General features: G+C 65.8%; 19 protein-coding genes. 12 read left to right on the forward strand and 7 right to left on the reverse strand.

Translation table 11 applies throughout. From position 1 onward, the window contains the following. Window positions 1-51 precede the first annotated feature (51 nt). The 3 genes from BMW75_RS03940 (at window position 52) to BMW75_RS03950 (ending at window position 3,111) form a co-directional block, all read left to right on the forward strand. Window positions 52-681: a LysE family translocator gene (locus tag BMW75_RS03940; protein WP_076518031.1), complete on the forward strand. Its 630-nt coding sequence runs from the start codon at window positions 52-54 to the stop codon at window positions 679-681. Window positions 682-791: 110 nt separating this feature from the next. Beyond that, the gene (locus tag BMW75_RS03945) at window positions 792-2,399 is read left to right on the forward strand and encodes a peptide chain release factor 3 (protein ID WP_092576964.1); all 1,608 of its coding nucleotides are present in this window, start codon (window positions 792-794) and stop codon (window positions 2,397-2,399) included. Between the two features lie 37 nt (window positions 2,400-2,436). Next, a complete protein-coding gene (locus tag BMW75_RS03950; protein ID WP_092576967.1) occupies window positions 2,437-3,111 on the forward strand; it encodes a hypothetical protein in 675 nt (224 codons plus the stop codon). Between the two features lie 86 nt (window positions 3,112-3,197). On the opposite strand, the gene bfr is transcribed toward BMW75_RS03950, so the two are convergent. Further along, window positions 3,198-3,674 carry a bacterioferritin gene (gene bfr / locus BMW75_RS03955; RefSeq protein WP_057286114.1) on the reverse strand — a complete coding sequence of 159 codons (477 nt, stop codon included), beginning with the start codon at window positions 3,672-3,674 and terminating at the stop codon, window positions 3,198-3,200. 412 nt (window positions 3,675-4,086) lie between these two features. Further along, the gene (locus BMW75_RS03960; protein WP_092576969.1) at window positions 4,087-4,998 is read right to left on the reverse strand and encodes a DMT family transporter; all 912 of its coding nucleotides are present in this window, start codon (window positions 4,996-4,998) and stop codon (window positions 4,087-4,089) included. A 130-nt stretch (window positions 4,999-5,128) separates the two neighbouring features. Here BMW75_RS03960 and BMW75_RS03965 point away from each other — a divergent pair, with 130 nt between their 5' ends. Further along, the gene (locus BMW75_RS03965) at window positions 5,129-5,992 is read left to right on the forward strand and encodes a LysR substrate-binding domain-containing protein (protein WP_092577343.1); all 864 of its coding nucleotides are present in this window, start codon (window positions 5,129-5,131) and stop codon (window positions 5,990-5,992) included. A 30-nt stretch (window positions 5,993-6,022) separates the two neighbouring features. Here the strand turns inward: BMW75_RS03965 and BMW75_RS03970 are convergent, their stop codons facing one another. Together BMW75_RS03970 and rpoN are read right to left on the reverse strand one after the other, a co-directional pair. Continuing rightward, window positions 6,023-6,304: a (2Fe-2S)-binding protein gene (locus tag BMW75_RS03970; RefSeq protein WP_092576971.1), complete on the reverse strand. Its 282-nt coding sequence runs from the start codon at window positions 6,302-6,304 to the stop codon at window positions 6,023-6,025. A gap of 122 nt (window positions 6,305-6,426) precedes the next feature. Next, window positions 6,427-7,872 carry an RNA polymerase factor sigma-54 gene (rpoN, locus tag BMW75_RS03975; RefSeq protein ID WP_076518039.1) on the reverse strand — a complete coding sequence of 482 codons (1,446 nt, stop codon included), beginning with the start codon at window positions 7,870-7,872 and terminating at the stop codon, window positions 6,427-6,429. Between rpoN and BMW75_RS03980 the strand changes: the two genes are divergently transcribed. Continuing rightward, entirely contained in the window at window positions 7,871-8,491 is a 621-nt protein-coding gene (locus BMW75_RS03980) for a hypothetical protein (RefSeq protein ID WP_092576974.1), read from the forward strand. The genes rpoN and BMW75_RS03980 overlap by 2 nt on opposite strands. 502 nt (window positions 8,492-8,993) lie before the next feature. Beyond that, window positions 8,994-10,706 (forward strand): 2-isopropylmalate synthase, encoded by a 1,713-nt coding sequence (leuA, locus tag BMW75_RS03985; RefSeq protein ID WP_076518043.1) that lies wholly within the window; start codon window positions 8,994-8,996, stop codon window positions 10,704-10,706. Between the two features lie 89 nt (window positions 10,707-10,795). Here the strand turns inward: leuA and BMW75_RS03990 are convergent, their stop codons facing one another. Next, the gene (locus BMW75_RS03990; RefSeq protein ID WP_092577345.1) at window positions 10,796-12,124 is read right to left on the reverse strand and encodes an amidase; all 1,329 of its coding nucleotides are present in this window, start codon (window positions 12,122-12,124) and stop codon (window positions 10,796-10,798) included. A gap of 316 nt (window positions 12,125-12,440) precedes the next feature. Between BMW75_RS03990 and BMW75_RS03995 the strand changes: the two genes are divergently transcribed. The 6 genes from BMW75_RS03995 (at window position 12,441) to BMW75_RS04020 (ending at window position 18,565) form a co-directional block, all read left to right on the forward strand. Next, the gene (locus BMW75_RS03995) at window positions 12,441-13,454 is read left to right on the forward strand and encodes a LacI family DNA-binding transcriptional regulator (RefSeq protein WP_076518046.1); all 1,014 of its coding nucleotides are present in this window, start codon (window positions 12,441-12,443) and stop codon (window positions 13,452-13,454) included. Between the two features lie 45 nt (window positions 13,455-13,499). Further along, window positions 13,500-14,297: a phosphodiesterase gene (locus tag BMW75_RS04000; protein WP_092576976.1), complete on the forward strand. Its 798-nt coding sequence runs from the start codon at window positions 13,500-13,502 to the stop codon at window positions 14,295-14,297. Window positions 14,298-14,412: 115 nt separating this feature from the next. Beyond that, entirely contained in the window at window positions 14,413-15,468 is a 1,056-nt protein-coding gene (locus BMW75_RS04005; protein ID WP_092576979.1) for an ABC transporter ATP-binding protein, read from the forward strand. Window positions 15,469-15,580: 112 nt separating this feature from the next. After that, window positions 15,581-16,876: an ABC transporter substrate-binding protein gene (locus tag BMW75_RS04010; protein WP_076518051.1), complete on the forward strand. Its 1,296-nt coding sequence runs from the start codon at window positions 15,581-15,583 to the stop codon at window positions 16,874-16,876. 16 nt (window positions 16,877-16,892) lie between these two features. Further along, entirely contained in the window at window positions 16,893-17,768 is an 876-nt protein-coding gene (locus BMW75_RS04015; RefSeq protein ID WP_076518053.1) for a carbohydrate ABC transporter permease, read from the forward strand. Then, the gene (locus BMW75_RS04020) at window positions 17,765-18,565 is read left to right on the forward strand and encodes a carbohydrate ABC transporter permease (protein ID WP_092576982.1); all 801 of its coding nucleotides are present in this window, start codon (window positions 17,765-17,767) and stop codon (window positions 18,563-18,565) included. Before BMW75_RS04015 ends, BMW75_RS04020 begins: the two co-directional genes overlap by 4 nt. Before the next feature lie 76 nt (window positions 18,566-18,641). On the opposite strand, the gene BMW75_RS04025 is transcribed toward BMW75_RS04020, so the two are convergent. Further along, on the reverse strand, window positions 18,642-18,959 hold the full coding sequence (locus tag BMW75_RS04025) for a hypothetical protein (RefSeq protein WP_092576984.1): 318 nt from the start codon (window positions 18,957-18,959) through the stop codon (window positions 18,642-18,644). 79 nt (window positions 18,960-19,038) lie between these two features. Continuing rightward, complete coding sequence (locus BMW75_RS04030) at window positions 19,039-19,386, reverse strand: DUF1840 domain-containing protein (RefSeq protein ID WP_092576985.1); 348 nt, start codon at window positions 19,384-19,386, stop codon at window positions 19,039-19,041. Between the last annotated feature and the right edge of the window lie 155 nt (window positions 19,387-19,541).

Genomic DNA, 19,541 nt, shown 5'->3' on the forward strand with positions numbered 1-19,541 from the left:
AGGTAATATCACCGGCAATCCCAATCCTGCGATCCACGACCCCGCGCCATCATGCCCTTATCCACCTGGTTGACGTTCTTCCTGGCCTCCTGGGCCATTTCGTTCTCACCGGGCGCGGGCGCGATCTCGGCCATGTCGTCCGGCCTGAAATACGGCTTTGCGCGCGGCTACTGGAACACGGCGGGCCTGATCCTGGGCATCCTGTTCCAGTTCGTCGTGGTGGCCGTGGGATTGGGCGCCGTGCTGGCCACGTCCGAAATGGCCTTCAACGTGGTCAAGTACCTGGGCGTGGCCTACCTGATCTACCTGGGCGTGCGCCAGATCCGCACGGACGCCGCGCCGGTCGCGGTGGACGCGGGCGATCCCAAGAAGGCGTCCATTCGCGAACTCGTCATGCGCGGGTTCCTGATCAACACCATGAACCCCAAGGGCACGGTGTTCCTGCTGGCGGTGGTGCCGCAGTTCGTGGACCCCGCGCTTTCGCTGACCCCGCAGTACGCGGCGCTGGCGGCCACGCTGGCCTTCACCGACCTGGTGGCGATGGGCGTGTACACGCTGCTGGCGGCGCGCGTGCTGCGCCTCTTGCGCGACGCCAAGCACATCCGCTGGATGAACCGGACCTTCGGGTCGCTCTTCATCCTGGCCGGCGTGTTTTTGGCGACGTTCCGCCGCCATTCCTGAATTTGAAGCGTGGGGCACGCGCCGACAGCGGCGCGTGCCCCACATGTTTTCATGCACGACACCGGACCGCGCCGGCCTGAAAATGCCGCGTTAAGTAGAATCCTCCGATCATGAGCATTTCCAACGAAGTCGCACGGCGCCGTACGTTCGCCATCATTTCCCACCCTGACGCGGGCAAGACCACGCTGACGGAAAAGCTGCTGCTGTTCGCAGGCGCGATCCAGATCGCGGGCAGCGTCAAGGCGCGCAAGGCGTCGCGCCACGCCTCGTCCGACTGGATGGAGATCGAAAAGCAGCGCGGCATTTCCGTGGCGTCCTCGGTGATGCAGATGGAGTACCGCGACTGCGTCATCAACCTGCTCGACACCCCGGGCCACCAGGACTTCTCCGAAGACACCTATCGGGTGCTGACGGCGGTCGATGCCGCGCTGATGGTCATCGACGCCGCCAACGGCGTCGAGCCGCAGACCATCCGCCTGCTGCAGGTCTGCCGCGCGCGCAACACGCCCATCATCACGTTCATCAACAAGATGGACCGTGAAGTGCGCGAACCCCTGGAACTGCTGTCCGAGATCGAAGGCCATCTGGGCATGGACGCGGTGCCGTTCTCGTGGCCGGTGGGCATGGGCAAGTCGTTCGGCGGCGTGTTCGACATCCGCCGCGACCGCATGCGCGTCTTCCGCCCCGGCCAGGAGCGCCGTTCCGACAACGACGACTTCATCGAAGGCCTGACCAACCCCGAAATCGCCAAGCGCTTCGGCTCGGCATTCGACCAGGCCAGCGGCGAGATCGAACTCATCAACGAAGCCGCCCCCGCCTTTGATCGCGACCAGTTCCTGGCCGGCAAGCAGACGCCCGTGTTCTTCGGATCGGCCATCAACAACTTCGGCGTGCAGGAAGTGCTGGACGCCCTGGTTGACCAGGCCCCGCCTCCCGGCGCGCGCGTCGCCCTGCAACGCGAGGTGCAGCCCGAAGAGCCCAAGTTCACCGGCGTGGTGTTCAAGGTGCAAGCCAACATGGACCCCGCGCACCGCGACCGCGTCGCGTTCGTGCGCGTGAGCTCCGGCCGCTTCGAGCGCGGCATGCGCCTGAAGGTGGCGCGCACCAACAAGGAAATGCGCCCGAACAACGTCGTGTCCTTTCTGTCGCAGCGCCGCGAATTGCTGGACGAGGCGTATGCCGGCGACGTGATCGGCATTCCCAACCATGGCGTGCTGCAACTGGGCGACGTGCTGACCGAGGGGGAAACCCTGCAGTTCACCGGCCTGCCGTTCTTCGCGCCCGAACTGTTCCAGGCGGTCGAAGTGAAAGACCCGCTGCGCACGAAGCAACTGCGCACCGGACTGACCCAGCTGGGCGAGGAAGGCGCGATCCAGGTGTTCCGTCCCGAGGCCGCCGGCGGCTCGCTGCTGCTGGGCGCGGTCGGCCAACTGCAGTTCGAAGTGGTCGCCCATCGTCTCAAGACGGAGTACGGCGTGGATGCCCGGATGCTGCCGTCGCGCTACACAATGGCACGTTGGATTACGTCTGAAAACCCCAAGGCGCTGCGCAAGTTCATGGATGCCAATGCCGCCCATATCGCCTATGATGTGGTGGATGCTGCGGCGTTTTTGATCGGTTCTCCCGCGCAGTTGCGCGTCGCCGAGGAACTGTATCCCGATGTGAAATTCCACGCCATGCGCGAGCACGGCGGCAAGGTTTTCGGAGACAAAGCGTAAACCCGTTCGGGTTCCGCACGGCAGATTGAGGGTAGCAATGTCTTGGCGTTTTTTATTCGCAACGCTCCTGATCGCGCTCGGCGCGTCGGCTTGGGGCGGGCTTCAACTGGGTGATTGGCTTGTGGCGCATGCGCCCGCGGCGTCACCCGCTCCCGGGCAGGATGCGTCCGCCTCCCAGCAACCGGTGCTGGATGCCAACGGTCGCCCGTATGTCGCGCAGCCGCCCCAGCCGCGCATCGACGGCACGCTGGGCGTGCCGGACAAGCCGGCCGACCGCGAATGGCAGGTCAACACCGTGTCGCTGTTCGACACGGTCAGCGATCCCGCCGTGCAGATCTCCCGCGAACGCATCAGCCCCGAACAGGCGCGCGAAATCGCGGCTGCGTCGCAAGTGCCGCTGCCTTCGGGCACCTCGGACGTCAGCACGATGGATCTGCTGGTTCCCGGCACGTCCACTGCCATCAACGGCGGCGTGGCCGCCGGCGGCAGCTACGGCACGCCGCAGATGGTGCAGGCGCCTCCGCCGCCGCCCAACACCGCCCCGGCGGCTGGAGCGCAAGGCTGGCAGGATGCGCTCAAGCGCGAGCTGGCCCAATGCGCCACGCAAGGCTTCTTTGAGCGCCCCTCGTGCTCCTGGAACGCGCGCAACAAGTACTGCGCGCCCAACCGCGCCTGGGGCACCATGGCCGAATGCCCGGCCCGTCCGCAATAGTCCCAACGCTCGCAGCCTGCAGGCGCAGGCGCGCGGCATGAAAAATGGCGCCCCGTGGGGCGCCATTCTTTTTGCAGCCAGCCGCCTTATTCGGGCACGGACATCTGGCTTTGCAGGTAGTTCTGGATGCCGACCTTGTCGATCAGGTCGATCTGCGTTTCCAGGTAATCGATGTGTTCTTCGGTGTCGTCCAGGATGTCCTGGAACAGATCGCGCGAAACGTAGTCGCGCACCGATTCGCAGTAGGCAATGGCTTCCTTGACGGTCGCCTGGGCGCCTTGCTCGAGCTTGAGGTCACAGGCCAGCAGCTCGGGCACGTCTTCGCCGATCAGCAGCTTGTGCAGGTCCTGCAGGTTGGGCAGGCCGTCCAGCATGAAGATGCGGGCAATCAGACGATCGGCATGCTTCATTTCGCCGATGGATTCTTCGTACTCGTGCTTGCCCAGCTTGTCGAAGCCCCAATGGTTCAGCATGCGGGCATGCAGGAAATACTGGTTGATGGCCGTCAGCTCGTTGGTCAGTTGCTTGTTGAGAAACTGGATGACGGTTTTGTCGCCTTTCATGATGGACTCCTTGCAGTCAGGCGCGACGCGAGCGCATCGCGACAAAGGAGCGCACGATGCCGCGCGTACGCAACCCGTGCAGACTACCATTTGGCGCGGTCCCGCGACTAGCTTTGGGCTGCATTTGGTAAACGGCTTTACGAGCGCAACAAGAAAGCGACACGCCAATGAGAATGAGTATGCATGCTTGATGCCTTGCACACTGGACGACGCATTCAAGCGGGCTGCGCCGGACATCCCGCGCCAAAAGCGCCGCCCATGCGCTGGATGCGCACGCCGCCCGCGGTCCCTGACAACGCCGCCATGGACATGGAACGCAGACGGGCGGCGCGTTGCATATCGGCAACCGGATCAGGGCCCCTCGCGTCCTGCGTTCCCCAACACGCTCGCCCACCCCGCTCGCCCGTCAGGCTCACGGCGCTAGCCGCGTGGCGAGCCAGATGCCGAACGCGATGGGAATGATGCCCAGCAAGTCCAGCCACGAGACGGGTTCGCTCAGCACCAGCCAGCCGAACAACAGGCCCAGGGGCGGCATCAGGAAATGCAGCGCGCTGGCCGACGTGGCGCTGGCACGGCCAAGAATCATGAACCACAGGTAATAGCCCCCCATCGACACGGCGACGATCATGTAGGCCATGCTCCAGAAGAGGCTCGCGGTCAGGCGCGCATCGCCGATGTTCTCGCTGGCCAGCGCAAACGGCAGCAGCGCCGCGGCGCCGGCCAAGGACTGGATGCCGGTCGAGGTCCACAGTCCCGACGTCGGTTTGAGACGCTTGTAGAGCAAGGTGCCCGCCACCAGCGCCACCAGCCCGCCCGTCACGAGCAACGTGCCGTGCACGTCTTCCTGCATGCCGGTCAGCCGCGATCGCAGCACCAGCGCCACGCCCGCCAGCCCCAGACTCAACCCCAGCAGCTTGCGCCAGCCCAGGCGCTCGCCCAGCAGCGGACCGGCCAGCACCCCGATGAGCAGTGGATTGGTGCTGATCAGCACCGCCGTGAAGGCCGACGACACGGTAATCATGCCCGACCAGCTCAAGCCCAGGTACAGCGCGTTGTTCAAGACGCCCAGCAGGATGAGGGAGGCAAGGTCGCGGCCGGCGGGCAGCTTCCAGCGTCCGCTGGCCGCCGCCAGGCCCAGCATCAGCGCGCCGGCTATCAGAAAGCGGACAGTCAGAAGCGTGAGCGGCGGGCAGTCGCGCACCGCGATCTTGGCGGCCGCGAACGCCGAACTCCACAGGAAGCAGAACGCGGCGATGGGCGCCAGGCTGACGCCCGGACCGCCGGTCGCGGGCAGGGCGCCGGCAGGGGTTGAAAGAGCCTTCATGCAAGATCCGGCAAGAGTCTTAAGCCGCAGGCGCGGCGGGATGAAGGCATTCTCCGCGCCGCCCGATCCATTGACAAACTCTTTATTCAGATCGAAAGTATTTGAAAATCAAATGGATGCAGAGGCCGCCATGCTCGATCTCGATCTTTTGCACAGCTTTGTGTCGGTGGTGGAAGCCGGCGGTTTTACCGCTGCGGGCGAACGCGTGCACCGCAGCCAGTCCACCGTCAGCCAGCAGATCCGCAAGCTAGAGGAGACGCTGGAGTGCCCGCTCTTCGTGCGCGAAGGACGCCAGGTTCAGCTCACCGAAGAGGGCGAGCGCCTGCTTGGCTACGCGCGCAGAATGCTTGCGCTGTCCACCGAAGTGCGCGAAGCCGTTAGCGGCCGCAAGCGCGTGGACGTGATCCGCCTTGGCATTCCGGACGATTTTGCGGTGGACGCGCTGACGGGCGTGGTGGCCGCCTTCGCCCGGGCCAGGCCGGCGGTGCAGTTGTCGGTGCGCTGCGACCTGACCGCCGTGCTCACCCGAGGCCTGGAGCGCGGGGATCTGGACGTGGCGCTGCTCAAGCGCGAGCCTGGCGCCGGGGCGTCCCTGGCCGCCTGGCCGGAACGGCTGCACTGGCTGGGCAGCGCGTCGGCCCCGGTGCCGCTGCCGCCTGACGCGCCCGTGCCCCTGGTGGCCTTCCCCCAAGGCTGCATCTACCGCAACCGCGCGATCCATGCCCTGGAGTCCGCCGGACGGCGCTGGCGCATCGCCTACGAAAGCCCGAACCTGTCCGGCGTGCAGGCCGCGCTCGCGGGCGGCCTGGGAATCGCCTTGCTGGAGAGGCGCTGCGTCGCGGCGGGCCATCGGATCCTGGACGTGGGTCTGCCGGCCGTGCCGCCATCTGAACTGGCGTTATGCGTAGCCGGATCCGCGCGCGAACCCGCGCGTCAGCTTGCGATGAATATCAGGGATTTTTGCGAGAAGGAAATGACGCGGCTCGCCGCATGAAGGCAGCGAGCCGGTAACGCAGGCCAATGCTCAGACGATGGCAACCAGGGGGATCGGGAAGCTGCTGTTGGCAGCCGGCGTGTCCGATTCCACCAGGGCGGCGGGCGCATTGACCGGAACGGCGATGGAGCGCACGTCGCAAACGCTGGAGCAGCGGCCGCCCGGCAAGTATTCGGCGGCGGTTGCCGCGCAGCAGCCGCAGCACGTGGCCACGCCCAGCTCGAACTGCAGGTCGGAAAGCGTCGTCGCGCCGGCGTCCACGGTAGCGCGGACTTGGCGTTCGGTGATGGCATTACATACGCAAATGTACATGCGAATGATTATCGAAAAATATTCGGACCCTGGCAAGCCCCGCGCGCAAATAAATTTGCAACAGCAATGTCACGCAAGCCATTGAAAACAGGGACGAATTTCCCGGAAACGCGTCCCTTATTTCAGCGTGCCGATGCCTGCGCCTTGCGCAGCGCCGCGGGGGCAATCCGTAGCGCTTCGCGGTACTTTGCCACCGTCCGCCGCGCAATCACTATCCCCTGATCGGCCAGTTTTTGCATGATCTGGCTATCCGACAAGGGCTTGGCGCGGTTCTCGTCAGCCACCATCTGGCGGATGTACGTCTGCACGGCCGTGGCCGACGTCGCATCGCCGCCTTCGGTCGACACCCCCGTTCCAAAGAAGCGTTTGAGTTCCAACGTGCCGAACGGAGTGAGCATGTACTTCTGTGTTGTGGCGCGCGAAATCGTCGATTCGTGCAGACCCAGTTCCCCGGCGATGTCCTTCAGGATGAGCGGCCGCATGGCCGCGGGGCCTTGGCTGAAAAAGGCGGTCTGGCGTTCGACGATGGCCTGCGACACGCGCAGGATGGTGTCAAAACGCTGCTCGACGTTGCGGATCATCCATTTGGCCTGCTGGAGCTGAGCCTGCAGCCCCGCGTGCGCGGACTCTTTCTGGTTGCCCAGCATCTGCGCGTACAGCCCGTTGATCTGCAGGCGGGGCACCGCGGCGCTGTTGAGGGTGGCCTGCCAGCCGCGCCGGGTCTTGCGCACGATGACGTCCGGCACGGCATATTCGGCGGCCGGCACGGTCCAGGCGCGCCCCGGGCGGGGCTCCAGGCGCAGGATCAGCGAATGGGCCGCGCGGAACGTCGGCTCGTCGCATCCGGCCGCCGCGCACAGGCGCGCGGCGTTGCCGGTGGCCAGCAGCGGCAGGTGTTCGGCGCAGATCCGCCGGGCACATGCCAGCACGACGGGGTCGGCCGCTTCCGGCTGCCGCGTGAGGTCCGGATTGCGCAATTGAAGCTGCAGGCATTCGGCCATGTCGCGCGCCCCAATGCCGACCGGGTCGAACGACTGCAGCAGCGACAGCGCGGCGCGCAGCTCGTCAATGTCGGGCTCCATTTCGGCCGGAAGCCAGCCCAGGATCTCATCCAGCGGCGATCCCAAATAGCCGTTTTCGTCCAGTTCGTCGATCAGCAGGGACGTCAATGCCGCGTCGCGCGGCGCCGCGCGGGTCAGGGCCAGCTGACCCAGCAGGTGCTCGCGCAAGGTATCCGGCCGGGCCGCCTCGGGCAGGCTGGAGTCATCGTCGGGGTAGACGCCGCCGGAGCCCGGCATCTCATCGACCGGGGACTCGCGTTCAGCCGCCGGCTCGTCGTCCTGCACGGAGGACTCGCGCTCGGATTCGGCCCGCGCCTCCGCCGTCGACGGCTCATCCTCGCGGTCCAGCAGCGGATTCTCGGCCAGCACCTGCGAGATCTCCGCTTCAAGATCGAGCGTAGACAACTGCAACAATCGGATCGATTGCTGGAGTTGTGGGGTCAGCGTCAGGTGCTGGCCAGGCCGCAGTTCTAAAATTGGACGGGTCATAGGTACAATATTTTGCATGATGAATCTGACTTCGCCCGCAAGCGTTCGCCAGGACTGCCGACTGATCGGCCAGACCCTGCTCAAACTGGCGCTTCCCCGACTCGTTTTGCGCGCGATTGTCATCGCCGTCGCCCTCGTTGTCTGGTATCTCGTTGCCACCTGGATACTGGATTTCGGCAAGCGCATGAACTACGACTTCCTGCACACCCTGGGCCAGCCGACCATGGACATGGCGCAGCGGATCAACCCCTACCTCTGGTGGGTGGTCGCCGGCATCTGGTCCCTGATCGTGTTTTTCCTGGTGCGCGCCTGGTTCTACGCCAGCCTGGCCGCCGGCGCCGCAACGCCCGTCGGCACGGACGTGCTCGCTGAACTGGCGCCGAACCTGTCCGAGGAATCGCTGGGCGTCCTGCGCTGGACCTGGGGCGACCGCCAGGAACCCTTCACGGTGGGCGACCTGCGCCGCTCCCTGTCCGAATTGCGCCACAACCGCGTCGGCAAGATCGACATGGTCGCCGAGCAAGCCAGGATCCTGGAAGGAAACGCCAATCGCCCCTCCCGCGATCCGCGCGACGATGGCCGCCGCGAACCCCGCGCGGACCGCTACATCGAACCCCGCATCGGCCCGGCCCGCTAGATCAACCCACGCCCGCACAAGGCCGCCGCAAGGCGGCCTTGCTGCTTCCGCGGCCTGCTTCCATGGACTGCCTCCGGGGCCAGACTTGCCCGGCCTGCTTGCCTGGCCCGCTCCCGTTGGCCGGCTTTCTGAGCCCCCCAGTCCTTGATCCGTCCCCGGCAGTTTACGTTTGCGCTTTCCGAAAAAGTGTGTTTGACTAGCAACCTATGGCCGCTTACCGCACCTTCTCCGCGATTGACACCGGACGCTTCGACGCCCCGGTTGCCGGCCTGCGCGCTCGTTCCTCCTTCATCGCGCTATCGCTACTGCTACCGATCGGTTGCCGGGCCTAGTGTCCCCGTGGTAGCTCGGCAGCCACGCTTGCCACACGCGATTTTCCCCTTTTATTCCTGAATCCAGCCGGACAACCCCGGCAAACCCTGGCACAAGACCGCCATCCGGTCGCGATGCCGTCGAGCGCCTAAGGCGCCGGGATTCATAAGAAACCGATCGAGGTGTAGTGATGATGCTTGCCAACCCCGCCACCAAATACGTCCCCTTCGCGCCCTTTGCCCGCGATTTCTCCGAACGCACCTGGCCCAGCCGCCGCATCACGAAGGCGCCGATCTGGATGAGCACGGACCTGCGCGATGGCAACCAGGCGTTGATCGAGCCGATGAGCGTGGAACGCAAGGTCCGCTTCTTCGAACAGCTCGTGAAGATCGGCTTCAAGGAAATCGAGGTCGGCTTCCCGTCGGCGTCGCAGACCGACTTCGACTTCGTGCGCAAGCTCATCGACGAAAAGCGCATCCCCGACGACGTGACCATCATCGTGCTGACGCAGTCGCGCGAAGACCTGATCAGCCGCACCGTGGAAGCAGCCGCGGGCGCCAAACAGGCCATCGTCCACATGTACAACGCCTGCGCGCCGGCCTTCCGCAAGGTCGTGTTCAACATGTCCAAGGACGAGATCAAGAACATCGCCACCACCGGCACGCGCCTGATCAAGCAATACACCTCGCAGCGCCCCGAGACCCAGTGGCGCTACGAGTACTCGCCCGAAGTCTTCAGCACGACCGAACCCGAGTTTGCGCTGGAAGTCTCGGACGCCGTGGCGGACGTCTGGCAGCCCACGCCTGACAACAAGATGGTGTTGAACCTGCCCGCCACCATCGAGGCCACCACCCCCAACCTGTACGCCGACCAGATCGAGTGGATGCACAAGAACCTGGCCCGCCGCGACAGCATCGTGCTCAGCGTCCACCCGCACAATGACCGCGGCACCGCCGTTGCCGCCGCCGAATTCGCGGTGATGGCCGGCGCCGACCGCATTGAAGGCTGCCTCTTCGGCAGCGGCGAACGCACCGGCAACGTCGACCTCGTCACGCTGGCCCTGAACCTCTACACGCAGGGCGTGCATCCGGGCCTGGACTTCTCGGACATCGACGAAGTGCGCCGCTGCGCTGAATACTGCAACCAATTGCCGGTGCATCCGCGCCATCCGTACGCGGGCGACCTGGTCTTCACGGCGTTTTCCGGTTCGCACCAGGACGCGATCAAGAAGGGCTTTGCGCTGCAACAGCCGGACGCCGTCTGGGAAGTGCCGTACCTGCCGATCGACCCGGCCGACCTCGGCCGCAGCTACGACGCCGTGATCCGCGTGAACAGCCAGTCGGGCAAGGGCGGCGTGTCGTACCTGCTTGAACAGGAACACGGCCTGGTGTTGCCGCGCCGCCTGCAGATCGAGTTCAGCCGCGCCATCCAGCGCGTCACCGACGAAACGGGCCGCGAAGTCACCGCGGACGACGTGCACACGATCTTCAGCAGCGAATACCTCGAACAGAAGTCGCCCTGGACGCTCATCCGCCATCGTATCGACGGCGATCCGTCGGCCGGCGAAGGCCAGCACTTCAGCATCGAAGCCGAGCTCGAATTCAACGGCGAACGGCGCATCGTGCGCGGCAAGGGCGACGGCGCGATTTCCGCCTTCGTGGCCGCGCTGGACGTGCCCGTGCGCATCATGGACTACCACGAGCACGCCATCGGCACCGGCACCGGCACGCGCGCCGCTTCGTATGTCGAGCTGCGCGTGGGCGAGTCCAGCACGGGCTTTGGCGTGGGCATCGACCGCGACATCGTGACGGCCTCGTTCCAGGCCGTGCTGAGCGCCGTGAACCGCCACATCAATTCGGGCGCCATCGCCACCACCGAACAGGAAGCCGCCGAAACCGTGTGATCCACGGCAAAGCTGGAGCCCCCCGACAAAGGGGGGCCAACGACAAAGCCCGCCTTACCCCGGCGGGCTTTTTCATTGCAGCCGTGGATTCAGCCGCGCGGCCACATATCAGAGGCGCCGATGTCCGGCGCATGCGCTTCCAGCAGGCGCGCGTGGATCCACGCGCCGATGGCAAGCACGCGATGGTCTTCATGGCGCGCGCCGACCAGTTGCAGGCCCACCGGCAGGCCTTGCGGCCCGGTGGCAAACGGCAGGTTCAGGCACGGCACGCCGAACATCGTCCAGGCGCGCGAGAACTGCGGATCGCCCGTGCCCAGGTCGGCAAAGGGCGCTTCGCCGCTGGCGCTGGGCGCGAGCAGCACGTCGTAATTCTGGAACCAACCGTCCACGCGCGCGCGCGCCTCGGCGGCGCGGGCGAGGTTCTTGATGTGCTGCTCGGCGCTGATCTGCGCGCCGGCTTCAAGAATGGCCTGCAGCTTGGGACTGAGATGCGCGGCGTGTTCCAGGCGTTCATAGGCGAGCGCCTGCGAGGCCTCGAACGCCATGATGTCCGCATGGAGCTGCACCAGCACGCAATGCTCGGGCGGCAGCGGCACCTCTTCGACTTTGGCGCCCGCGCGCGACAGGATCGCGGCGGCCTGCGCGAAGGCTTCCTTGGTTTCGGGCTGCGCATGGCGCCACTGCAGGCTGCGATACATGCCGACGCGCGGCTTGTCGTGGTAGGACAGGTCGAGCATGCGCGGATCGCGCATCAGGACCGAGGCGAACAACGCCATGTCCGGCACCGATCGGGTGAAGCCGCCCACGGTGTCCAGGGACTCGGCGAGGCTTTTGACGCCGGCGCGGGAAATCCCGCCGAAGGTGGGCTTGTAGCCCACGATGCCGCAATACGAGGCCGGCCGGATGATGGAGCCCGCGGTCTGCGAGCCCAGCGCGAAGGGCACCATGTCGTCGGCCACCGCGGCCGCGGAGCCGCTGGACGAGCCGCCGGGCGTGTAGGCCTCGTTGCGCGGGTTGCGGGTGGGCCCCGCCTGGTAGGTCGCGAATTCGGTGGTGACCGTCTTGCCGATGACGATGGCGCCCGCGCCGCGGCACAGCGCCACCGAGGCGGCGTCCAGGCCGGGACGATGGCGATCGTAGATGGGCGATCCGTAGCGGGTGGGAAGGTCGACGGTGTCGAACAGGTCTTTCACGCCGATGGGCAGGCCATGCAGCGGGCCGCGCACCGGGCCGCGGTCGAGTTCTTCGGCCCGTTCGATCGCGGCCTGCTTCTGCAGGGCGGTCCAGGCATGAACGGCATTTTCGCGCTGCTCGATGCGCGCGAAGCAGGCCCGCACCAGTTGCACTGCGGTCAATTCGCGCCGTTGCAGCTTGTGCGCGGCTTCGACCGCGCCAAGTCTGTTCAAGGCAGTAGACATGTAGCTTTCCTCTTTGCCGGTGCCGCGCGCAATGCGCGGGAACATATTCGCACCCGGTCCCCTTGACCGGGGGGCCCGTCCGGCGCTGCATGGCGTGGCCCGCCTGGCGCGCCGGAATGAGCCGACCCTTGCCACTGTGCGCATCGCGTCAATTGGGAAAAACACCGAAATTGCCGGGTTTTTCCGCGGAAAACGCAGTACGCCGTGGCTTTGTGTTGTTGCTTCGCCACCAGCATAGCGCAAACCCGTGCAATACAAAGGTCATATTCCTCAAGTAAGATGAAATCGTTTTCAGCAAACTTGCAGCGGCTCACCAATGGCTACGCGCCCCTCGTCCCGCTTTTCCATTATCGAAGTGGCTCGCAAGGCCGGCGTATCGCCGGCGACGGTGTCGCGCGCGTTCAACCAGCCGGAGATCGTGCACCCGGATACGCTGGCGCACATCCGCAACGTCGCCAAGCGCGCGGGCTTTCGGCCCAACCGCGTCGGCCGCAGCCTGCGTTCGGGCAGCACGCGCACCATCGGGCTGATCCTGCCCACGCTGTCCAATCCCGTATTCGCGGAGTGCTTTGAAGGCGCGGAACGCCGCGCCCGCGAATCGGGCTACAGCGTCATGCTGACCGCCACGGGCTACGACCCGGCCGTGGAATCGGCCGCCGTGCAGGGGCTGATCGATCATCAGGTCGACGGCCTGATCCTGACGGTGGCCGACGTAAGCAAGAGCGCCACGCTGGACGACCTGGACCGCAGCGGCATTCCCTATGTGCTGGTCTACAACGAGTCCGCCGATCACCCGTTCGCGTCGGTCGACAATCGCGCGGCCGCCAGCGACATGGTGGCCCACCTGGCCGCGATGGGGCACAAGCGTATCGCGCTGGTGACCGGCCCGCTGACCGCGTCCGACCGGGCCCGCCGGCGCTTGATGGGCGCGCGTGCCTGCGCCAAGAAGCTGGGCCTGGACGCCATCCAGCACATCGCCATGGGCTCGCACACCGGCAGCGACGTGGACGCGCTGAAGGCCGCGCTGCGGGGCAAGCAGGCGCCCACGGCGCTCTTTTGCTCCAACGACCTGCTGGCCACCGCCGTCATCGCCGACCTGGTGGGGCTGGGCCTGTCCGTGCCGGCCGACATCTCGGTCTGCGGGTTCGACGGCATGCGCTTTGGCGCCTTGCTGACCCCACCGCTCACCACCGTCGCGCAGCCCAGCGACGGCATCGGCCAGACGGCCTGCTCCAACCTGCTGGCGCAGATCCACGGACAGCCGCCGCAATCGAACCGCCTGCCGCATTGCATCGTCGTGGGCGGCACCGCGGCGTCCGTGCGCCGCTAGCCAACGCCTCTCATCAATCCGACCACTCCTCGATTCTTACGCGTCATGCTCATCGCACAAATCACCGACCTGCATATGCGCACCCCTGGCGACAAAGCCTACGGCATCATCGACCCGGCGGCCTTCATGACTCCGGCGGTGCAGGCGCTCAATGCCCTGACGCCGCGCCCCGACTGCGTGCTGATCACGGGCGACCTGACCGACCTGGGCAAGCCGGTGGAATACCAGGCGCTGCGCGATCACCTGCAAGCGCTGCAGATCCCATACTTTCTGCTGCCCGGCAACCACGACGACCGCGCCGAGCTGCGCGCCGCCTTCCCCGACCATGCATACCTGCAGGAAGGCGGACCGTTCATCCAGTACGCGATCGAGACCTACCCCTTGCGCATCCTGGCGCTGGACACCGTGGTGCCGATGAAGAGCCACGGTGAGCTCTGCCAGGAACGCCTGGACTGGCTGGCCGCGCGCCTGGCCGAGCAGCCCGGCCGCCCCACGCTCGTGCTGATGCACCATCCGCCGTTCCTGACCGGCATCGAACACATGGACGACATCGGCCTGCTGGCCGGCGGGCCGGAACTGGAGCGCATCATCGCGCGGTATCCCAACGTGGAGCGCGTGCTGTGCGGCCACCTGCACCGCACGATCTTCCAGCGCTTCGGCGGCACGATCGCCTCGACCTGTCCCGGCACAGCCCACCAGCTCGCGCTGGAACTCGGCCCGCGCCCGACGCTTCAGTACATCATGGAACCGCCCGGCTACCAGTTGCATTGGTGGCAGGGCGCCAGCCTGGTCACGCATCACGCCGTCATTGGGGATTACCCCGGCCCATATCCGTTCGGCTGAGCCCTGAACGACGAAACCCCGCATTGCCACGAATCCGTCATGTTTGCGCTGCACAATGAAAAGGTTTTCATAACAGGCAACAATGCGGATCTAACAATTAGATCTACGAGACAGCATGTCATCCATCGTTCTGGATAACCTCACCAAACAGTACGCAGGCGCGGCCGCGATCCAAGGCGTGAGCTTCACGGTCCCGGCCGGCAGCTTCACGGTCCTGCTGGGGCCTTCCGGCTGCGGCAAGTCGACCACGCTGCGCATGATCGCCGGGCTGGACACGCCGACGTCCGGCACCATCCGCATCGGCGATCGCGACGTCACGCAGCTACCGCCGGCCAAGCGCCGCATCTCCATGGTGTTCCAGTCGTATGCGCTGTTTCCGCACCTGTCGGTGCGCGAGAACATCCTGTTCGGCCTGAAGGTGCGCAAGGAACCCGCAAAGGACTACGACCGGCGCCTGAAGCGCGTGGCTGACCTGCTGGGCCTGTCCCACCTGCTGGACCGCAAGCCGTCGCAACTGTCCGGCGGCCAGCAACAGCGCGTCGCGCTGGGCCGCGCCGTGATTTCCGAAGCGCCGGTCTGCCTGATGGATGAACCCCTTTCCAATCTGGACGCGCAACTGCGCCACGAGATGCGGCGCGAAATCCGCGCGCTGCAGCAGAGCCTGGGCATCACCATGGTCTACGTCACGCACGACCAGACCGAAGCCATGAGCATGGCCGACCAGGTGGTGCTGCTGCGCGGCGGGCAGATCGAACAGCACGACACGCCCGATGGGCTGTATGCGCGGCCCGCCAGCGAATTCGCGGCGCGCTTCATCGGCACGCCGCCCATGAACCTGATCAATCTGGCGCCGCAGGCGGGCGCCACGGTGATCGCCGGCACGCAGGGCCCCGCCATCGCGAACGCGCCTGCGGGCGCCGTGAAGCTGGGCGTGCGTCCGGAACACATCCGCATCGACGGCGACGGCATCGCGGCCACCGTCGAAAGCGTGGAGTATTTCGGCGCGGACTCCATCGTGGTGTGCCGGATCGGCGACACGAGCGGCGTGGCCGTTCGGGTCGGCGGCCATCTGCGCGCCAGCGCCGGCGAGTCGCTGCGCCTGTCCTGGCCGGACGGGCAACAGCATTTCTTTGCCGCCGATTCGGCGGTCATCAACACCGACGGGCGCTAAGAAAAATGGCCCCCACGCTGCGCCTTCGGCTTGCTGCCCACCGAGGGGTCGCTTTTTACCTTGGGACGGCCCGGCGGTAAAAACGCCCATTACACAGAAAAGGAAACACAACATGCGACGCATCGTACTGAAGACCCTGGCCGCCAGCCTGGCCGCCGCCTGCCTTTCTCTGCCTGTGCAGGCGCAGAACAAGCCCGTCGAGGTGGAGTTCTACTACCCGGTCGCCGTCGGCGGCCCGATCACCAAGATCGTGGACGACATGGTGACGGAGTTCCAGAAGGAAAATCCGAACATCAAGATCAAGCCGATCTACGCCGGCTCGTACCAGGACTCCATCGCCAAGGCGCTGACCGCGCTGAAGGGCGGCACCCCGCCGCAGCTCGCGGTGCTGCTGTCGACCGACATGTTCACGCTGATCGACGAGGACGCCATCGTCCCGATCGACAGCCTGGCCAAGAGCGACGCCGACAAGAAGTGGCTGGGCGGCTTCTATGACGCCTTCATGCAGAACAGCCGCTCCGGCGGCCACACCTGGGGCGTGCCGTTCCAGCGTTCGACGATCGTCATGTACTACAACAAGGACCTGTTCAAGGCCGCCGGCCTGGATCCCGAGCAGCCGCCCAAGACCTGGGCCGAGCTGGTCGAGTACGGCAAGAAGCTGACCAAGCAGGACGCCTCGGGCAACACCACCCAGTGGGGCATCGAGATCCCGTCGGGCGGCGCGTTCGCCTACTGGCTGTTCCAGGCCCTGACCACGCCCAACGGTGCGATCCTGATGAACGAAGCCGGCAACGAGGTCTACCTGGACAAGCCGGAAGTGGTGGAAGCCGCGCAGTTCTGGCGCGACCTGTCGGCCAAGCACAAGATCATGCCGACCGGCACGATCGACTGGGGCACCACGCCCAAGGACTTCCTGGAAAAGAAGGCGGCCATGGTGTGGACCACCACCGGCAACCTGACCAACATCCGCAAGAACGCGGACTTCCCGTTCGGCGTGGCCATGATGCCCAAGCAGAAGCGCGGCGGCAGCCCCACCGGCGGCGGCAACTTCTACATCTTCAAGAGCGGCACGCCGGAGCAGCAGCAGGCGGCGCTGAAGTTCGCGCAGTGGGCCACCACGCCCGAACGCGCGGCCGACTGGAGCATCGCCACGGGCTATGTGGCCGTGACGCCGGCCGCCTGGCAAACCGAGAAGATGAAGAAGTACGCGCAGGAAGTGCCGGCGGCCACCGTCGCGCGCGACCAGCTGGAAGTCAGCGTGGCGGAATTCTCGACGCATGAGAACCAGCGCGTCACCAAGACCCTGAACGACGCGCTGCAGGCGGCGCTGACGGGTTCCAAGACGCCGCAGCAGGCCCTGACCGACGCGCAGCGCGAATCCGACCGCATCCTGCGTTCCTACAAGTAAACCGACCCCAAGCACGATGAGCCGCTCTTTGAATGCGCTTTATGGCTGGCTGCTGTTGCTGCCAGCCATCGTGCTGCTCGCCGCCTTTACGCATTACCCGGCGGTGGCGACGCTATGGCACAGCTTTTTCTCCACCCCCAAGGGCGCGCGCCCGGCCCGCTTCGTCGGGCTGGAGAATTACGCGGTCATGCGCGACGACCCGGTGTTCTGGCAGTCGTTGTGGAACAACTTGTGGTTCGCCCTGGGCACCATTCCCACCTCGATCGGGATCGCGCTGGTCATGGCGTTGTGGGTGAACCGCAACCTCGCCGGGCGCGGGTTCCTGCGCATGGCGTACTTCACGCCGACGGTGCTGCCCATGGTGGCGGTGGCCAACATCTGGTTGTTCTTCTACACGCCGCAGTACGGGCTGATCGCGCAGGTGATGGGCTGGTTCGGCGCGCCGGGCCCCAACTGGCTGGGCAACCGCGAGACGGCGCTGCCCGCGCTGATGCTGGTGACCGTGTGGAAAGAGGCCGGGTTCTTCATGATTTTCTACCTGGCGGCGCTGCAGACGGTATCGCCGTCCCTGCGTGAAGCAGCCATGCTGGAAGGCGCATCGCGCTGGCAGTATTTCCGCCGCATCCTGTGGCCGCTCCTGATGCCCACCACGCTGTTCGTGCTGATCAATGCCCTGATCAACGCGTTCCGGCTGGTCGACCACGTGGTCGTCATGACGCGCGGCGGGCCCGACAACGCCAGCACCTTGCTGCTCTACTACATCTACCAGGTGGGATTCAGTTTCTGGGACACGGCCTATGCCGCGACCCTGACCGTCGTGTTGCTGGTGGTGCTGGCGCTGACGGCGCTGGTCAAGTTCCGCTGGCTGGACCGCAGGACGCACTATCAATGAAAGACAAGCTCGATACCCTGGGCGCGTGGGCGCTGGGCCTTCTGTGGATCCTGCCGCTGGCCTATGCGGTGTGGGCGGCCTTCCATCCGCCTGCCTACGCGACCCGTTTCGACCTCTTCGCCCCGCTGACGCTGGACAACTTCGTGCGCGCCTGGAATGCGGCGCCGTTCCCGCGCTACTTCCTGAACACCTTCGTGCTGGTCACGATGGTGCTGGCCGCGCAACTGGTGCTGTCGACCCTGGCGGGCTACGCGTTCGCGCGCTTCGAATTCCGCGGCCGCGACTTCGTCTTCATGCTGGTGCTGCTGCAGCTCATGATCATGCCGGACGTGCTGCTGGTGGAGAACTACCGCTCCATGAGCCTGCTGGGCGTGCGCGACACGGTGTTCGCCATCGGCCTGCCGTACTTCGCGTCGGCCTTCGGCATCTTCCTGTTGCGCCAGACCTTCAAGACGGTCCCGCGTGAACTGGAAGAAGCGGCCCGCATGGAGGGCGCGAACGCGCTGCAGGTGCTCTGGAAAGTGTACGTGCCGCTCGCCAAGCCGATCTACGTCGCCTACGGGCTGGTGTCGGTGAGCCACCACTGGAACAACTTCCTGTGGCCGCTCATCATCACCAACTCGGTCGAATCCCGGCCGCTGACGGTAGGCCTGCAGGTGTTTTCTTCCACCGACCAGGGCATCGACTGGTCGGTGATCACCGCGGCCACGCTGATGTCGGCCGCGCCGCTGCTGATTGCATTCCTGCTGTTCCAGCGCCAGTTCGTGCAGTCGTTCATGCGGGCGGGGATCCGGTAGGCCGGTTTCCTGCACCGTCGCAGCGCACAAAAAAACCCGCCAAGGCGGGTTTTTGCGTTTCAGGCGGGACCGGGCATCAGTACCCCACGGTGAGTCCGGGCAGATCCACGGTGATGCGCGGCCGCTCCAGCGCCAGCGCTAGGTGCTCGGCGAATTCCCCGGCTTCCTTTTCGTCGGTGGACAGGACGTCGTAGCCCAGCGCATCGGCCACGCCCAGCACCTTGTCCAGCAGCAGGACCTTGCCGCTGGGACGCAGCGGCTCGCAGCCCAGGGTTTCCCAGGCGCCGTCGAACCAGTCGCGCGCCTCGGCCTGGCGTTGGGGAGAGGGCTCGACGTTCGCTGAAAGGTCCAGCGAACGCCGGGCGTCGAAAACGATGGTGATGTCGCTGCGCATGGAAAGCTCCGTCAGATGGCGTCAGGCCAGTAGGGTAGGCAAAAAACGCCGGACAGATTGTCCGTCCGGCGACATATCCCTACCAGCCCCGCGACACTTCCCAGGTGACCTCGGCCCCCGCGGCCTGCGACTGGCGCATCATGTCCAGCAGGGGAAAGGCCCGTTCCTTCAAGCCCACCATGCGTGCCATCGGGGCGACCGGGGCCTTGTCGTCGTTGTCTTCCTCGGCGCCTTCATGGGCGTGCTGGTACTCGTCGATCGCGCGTTCGATGCCGCTGATGGCCGGCCCGAGCTGCTCCACGGTGAACACGCCGCGCTCCGGGATCTTGTCGCCGACCGGCTTGCCGGCCGCCTGCAGCAGCGCGCCGGCGTGGTCGGTCAGCATCAGGACTTCGGCCACGACCTTGGAGTGAAAAGTGATCAGCATATTTCAGTCTCCCACATTGATTACCTTACTTACATACACTACCGCAACGCCCCCGTGATGCCAACTGGCGCCCTCAAATCAACTATGATTCAGGGGATTCCCGTGACAGCAGGACCCGCGCCGGGCCTGAATCCGGCATGAGCGCGCCGGTTTGC

It is taken from the genome of Achromobacter sp. NFACC18-2 (genome assembly GCF_900108985.1).
Lineage (GTDB): Bacteria > Pseudomonadota > Gammaproteobacteria > Burkholderiales > Burkholderiaceae_B > Achromobacter.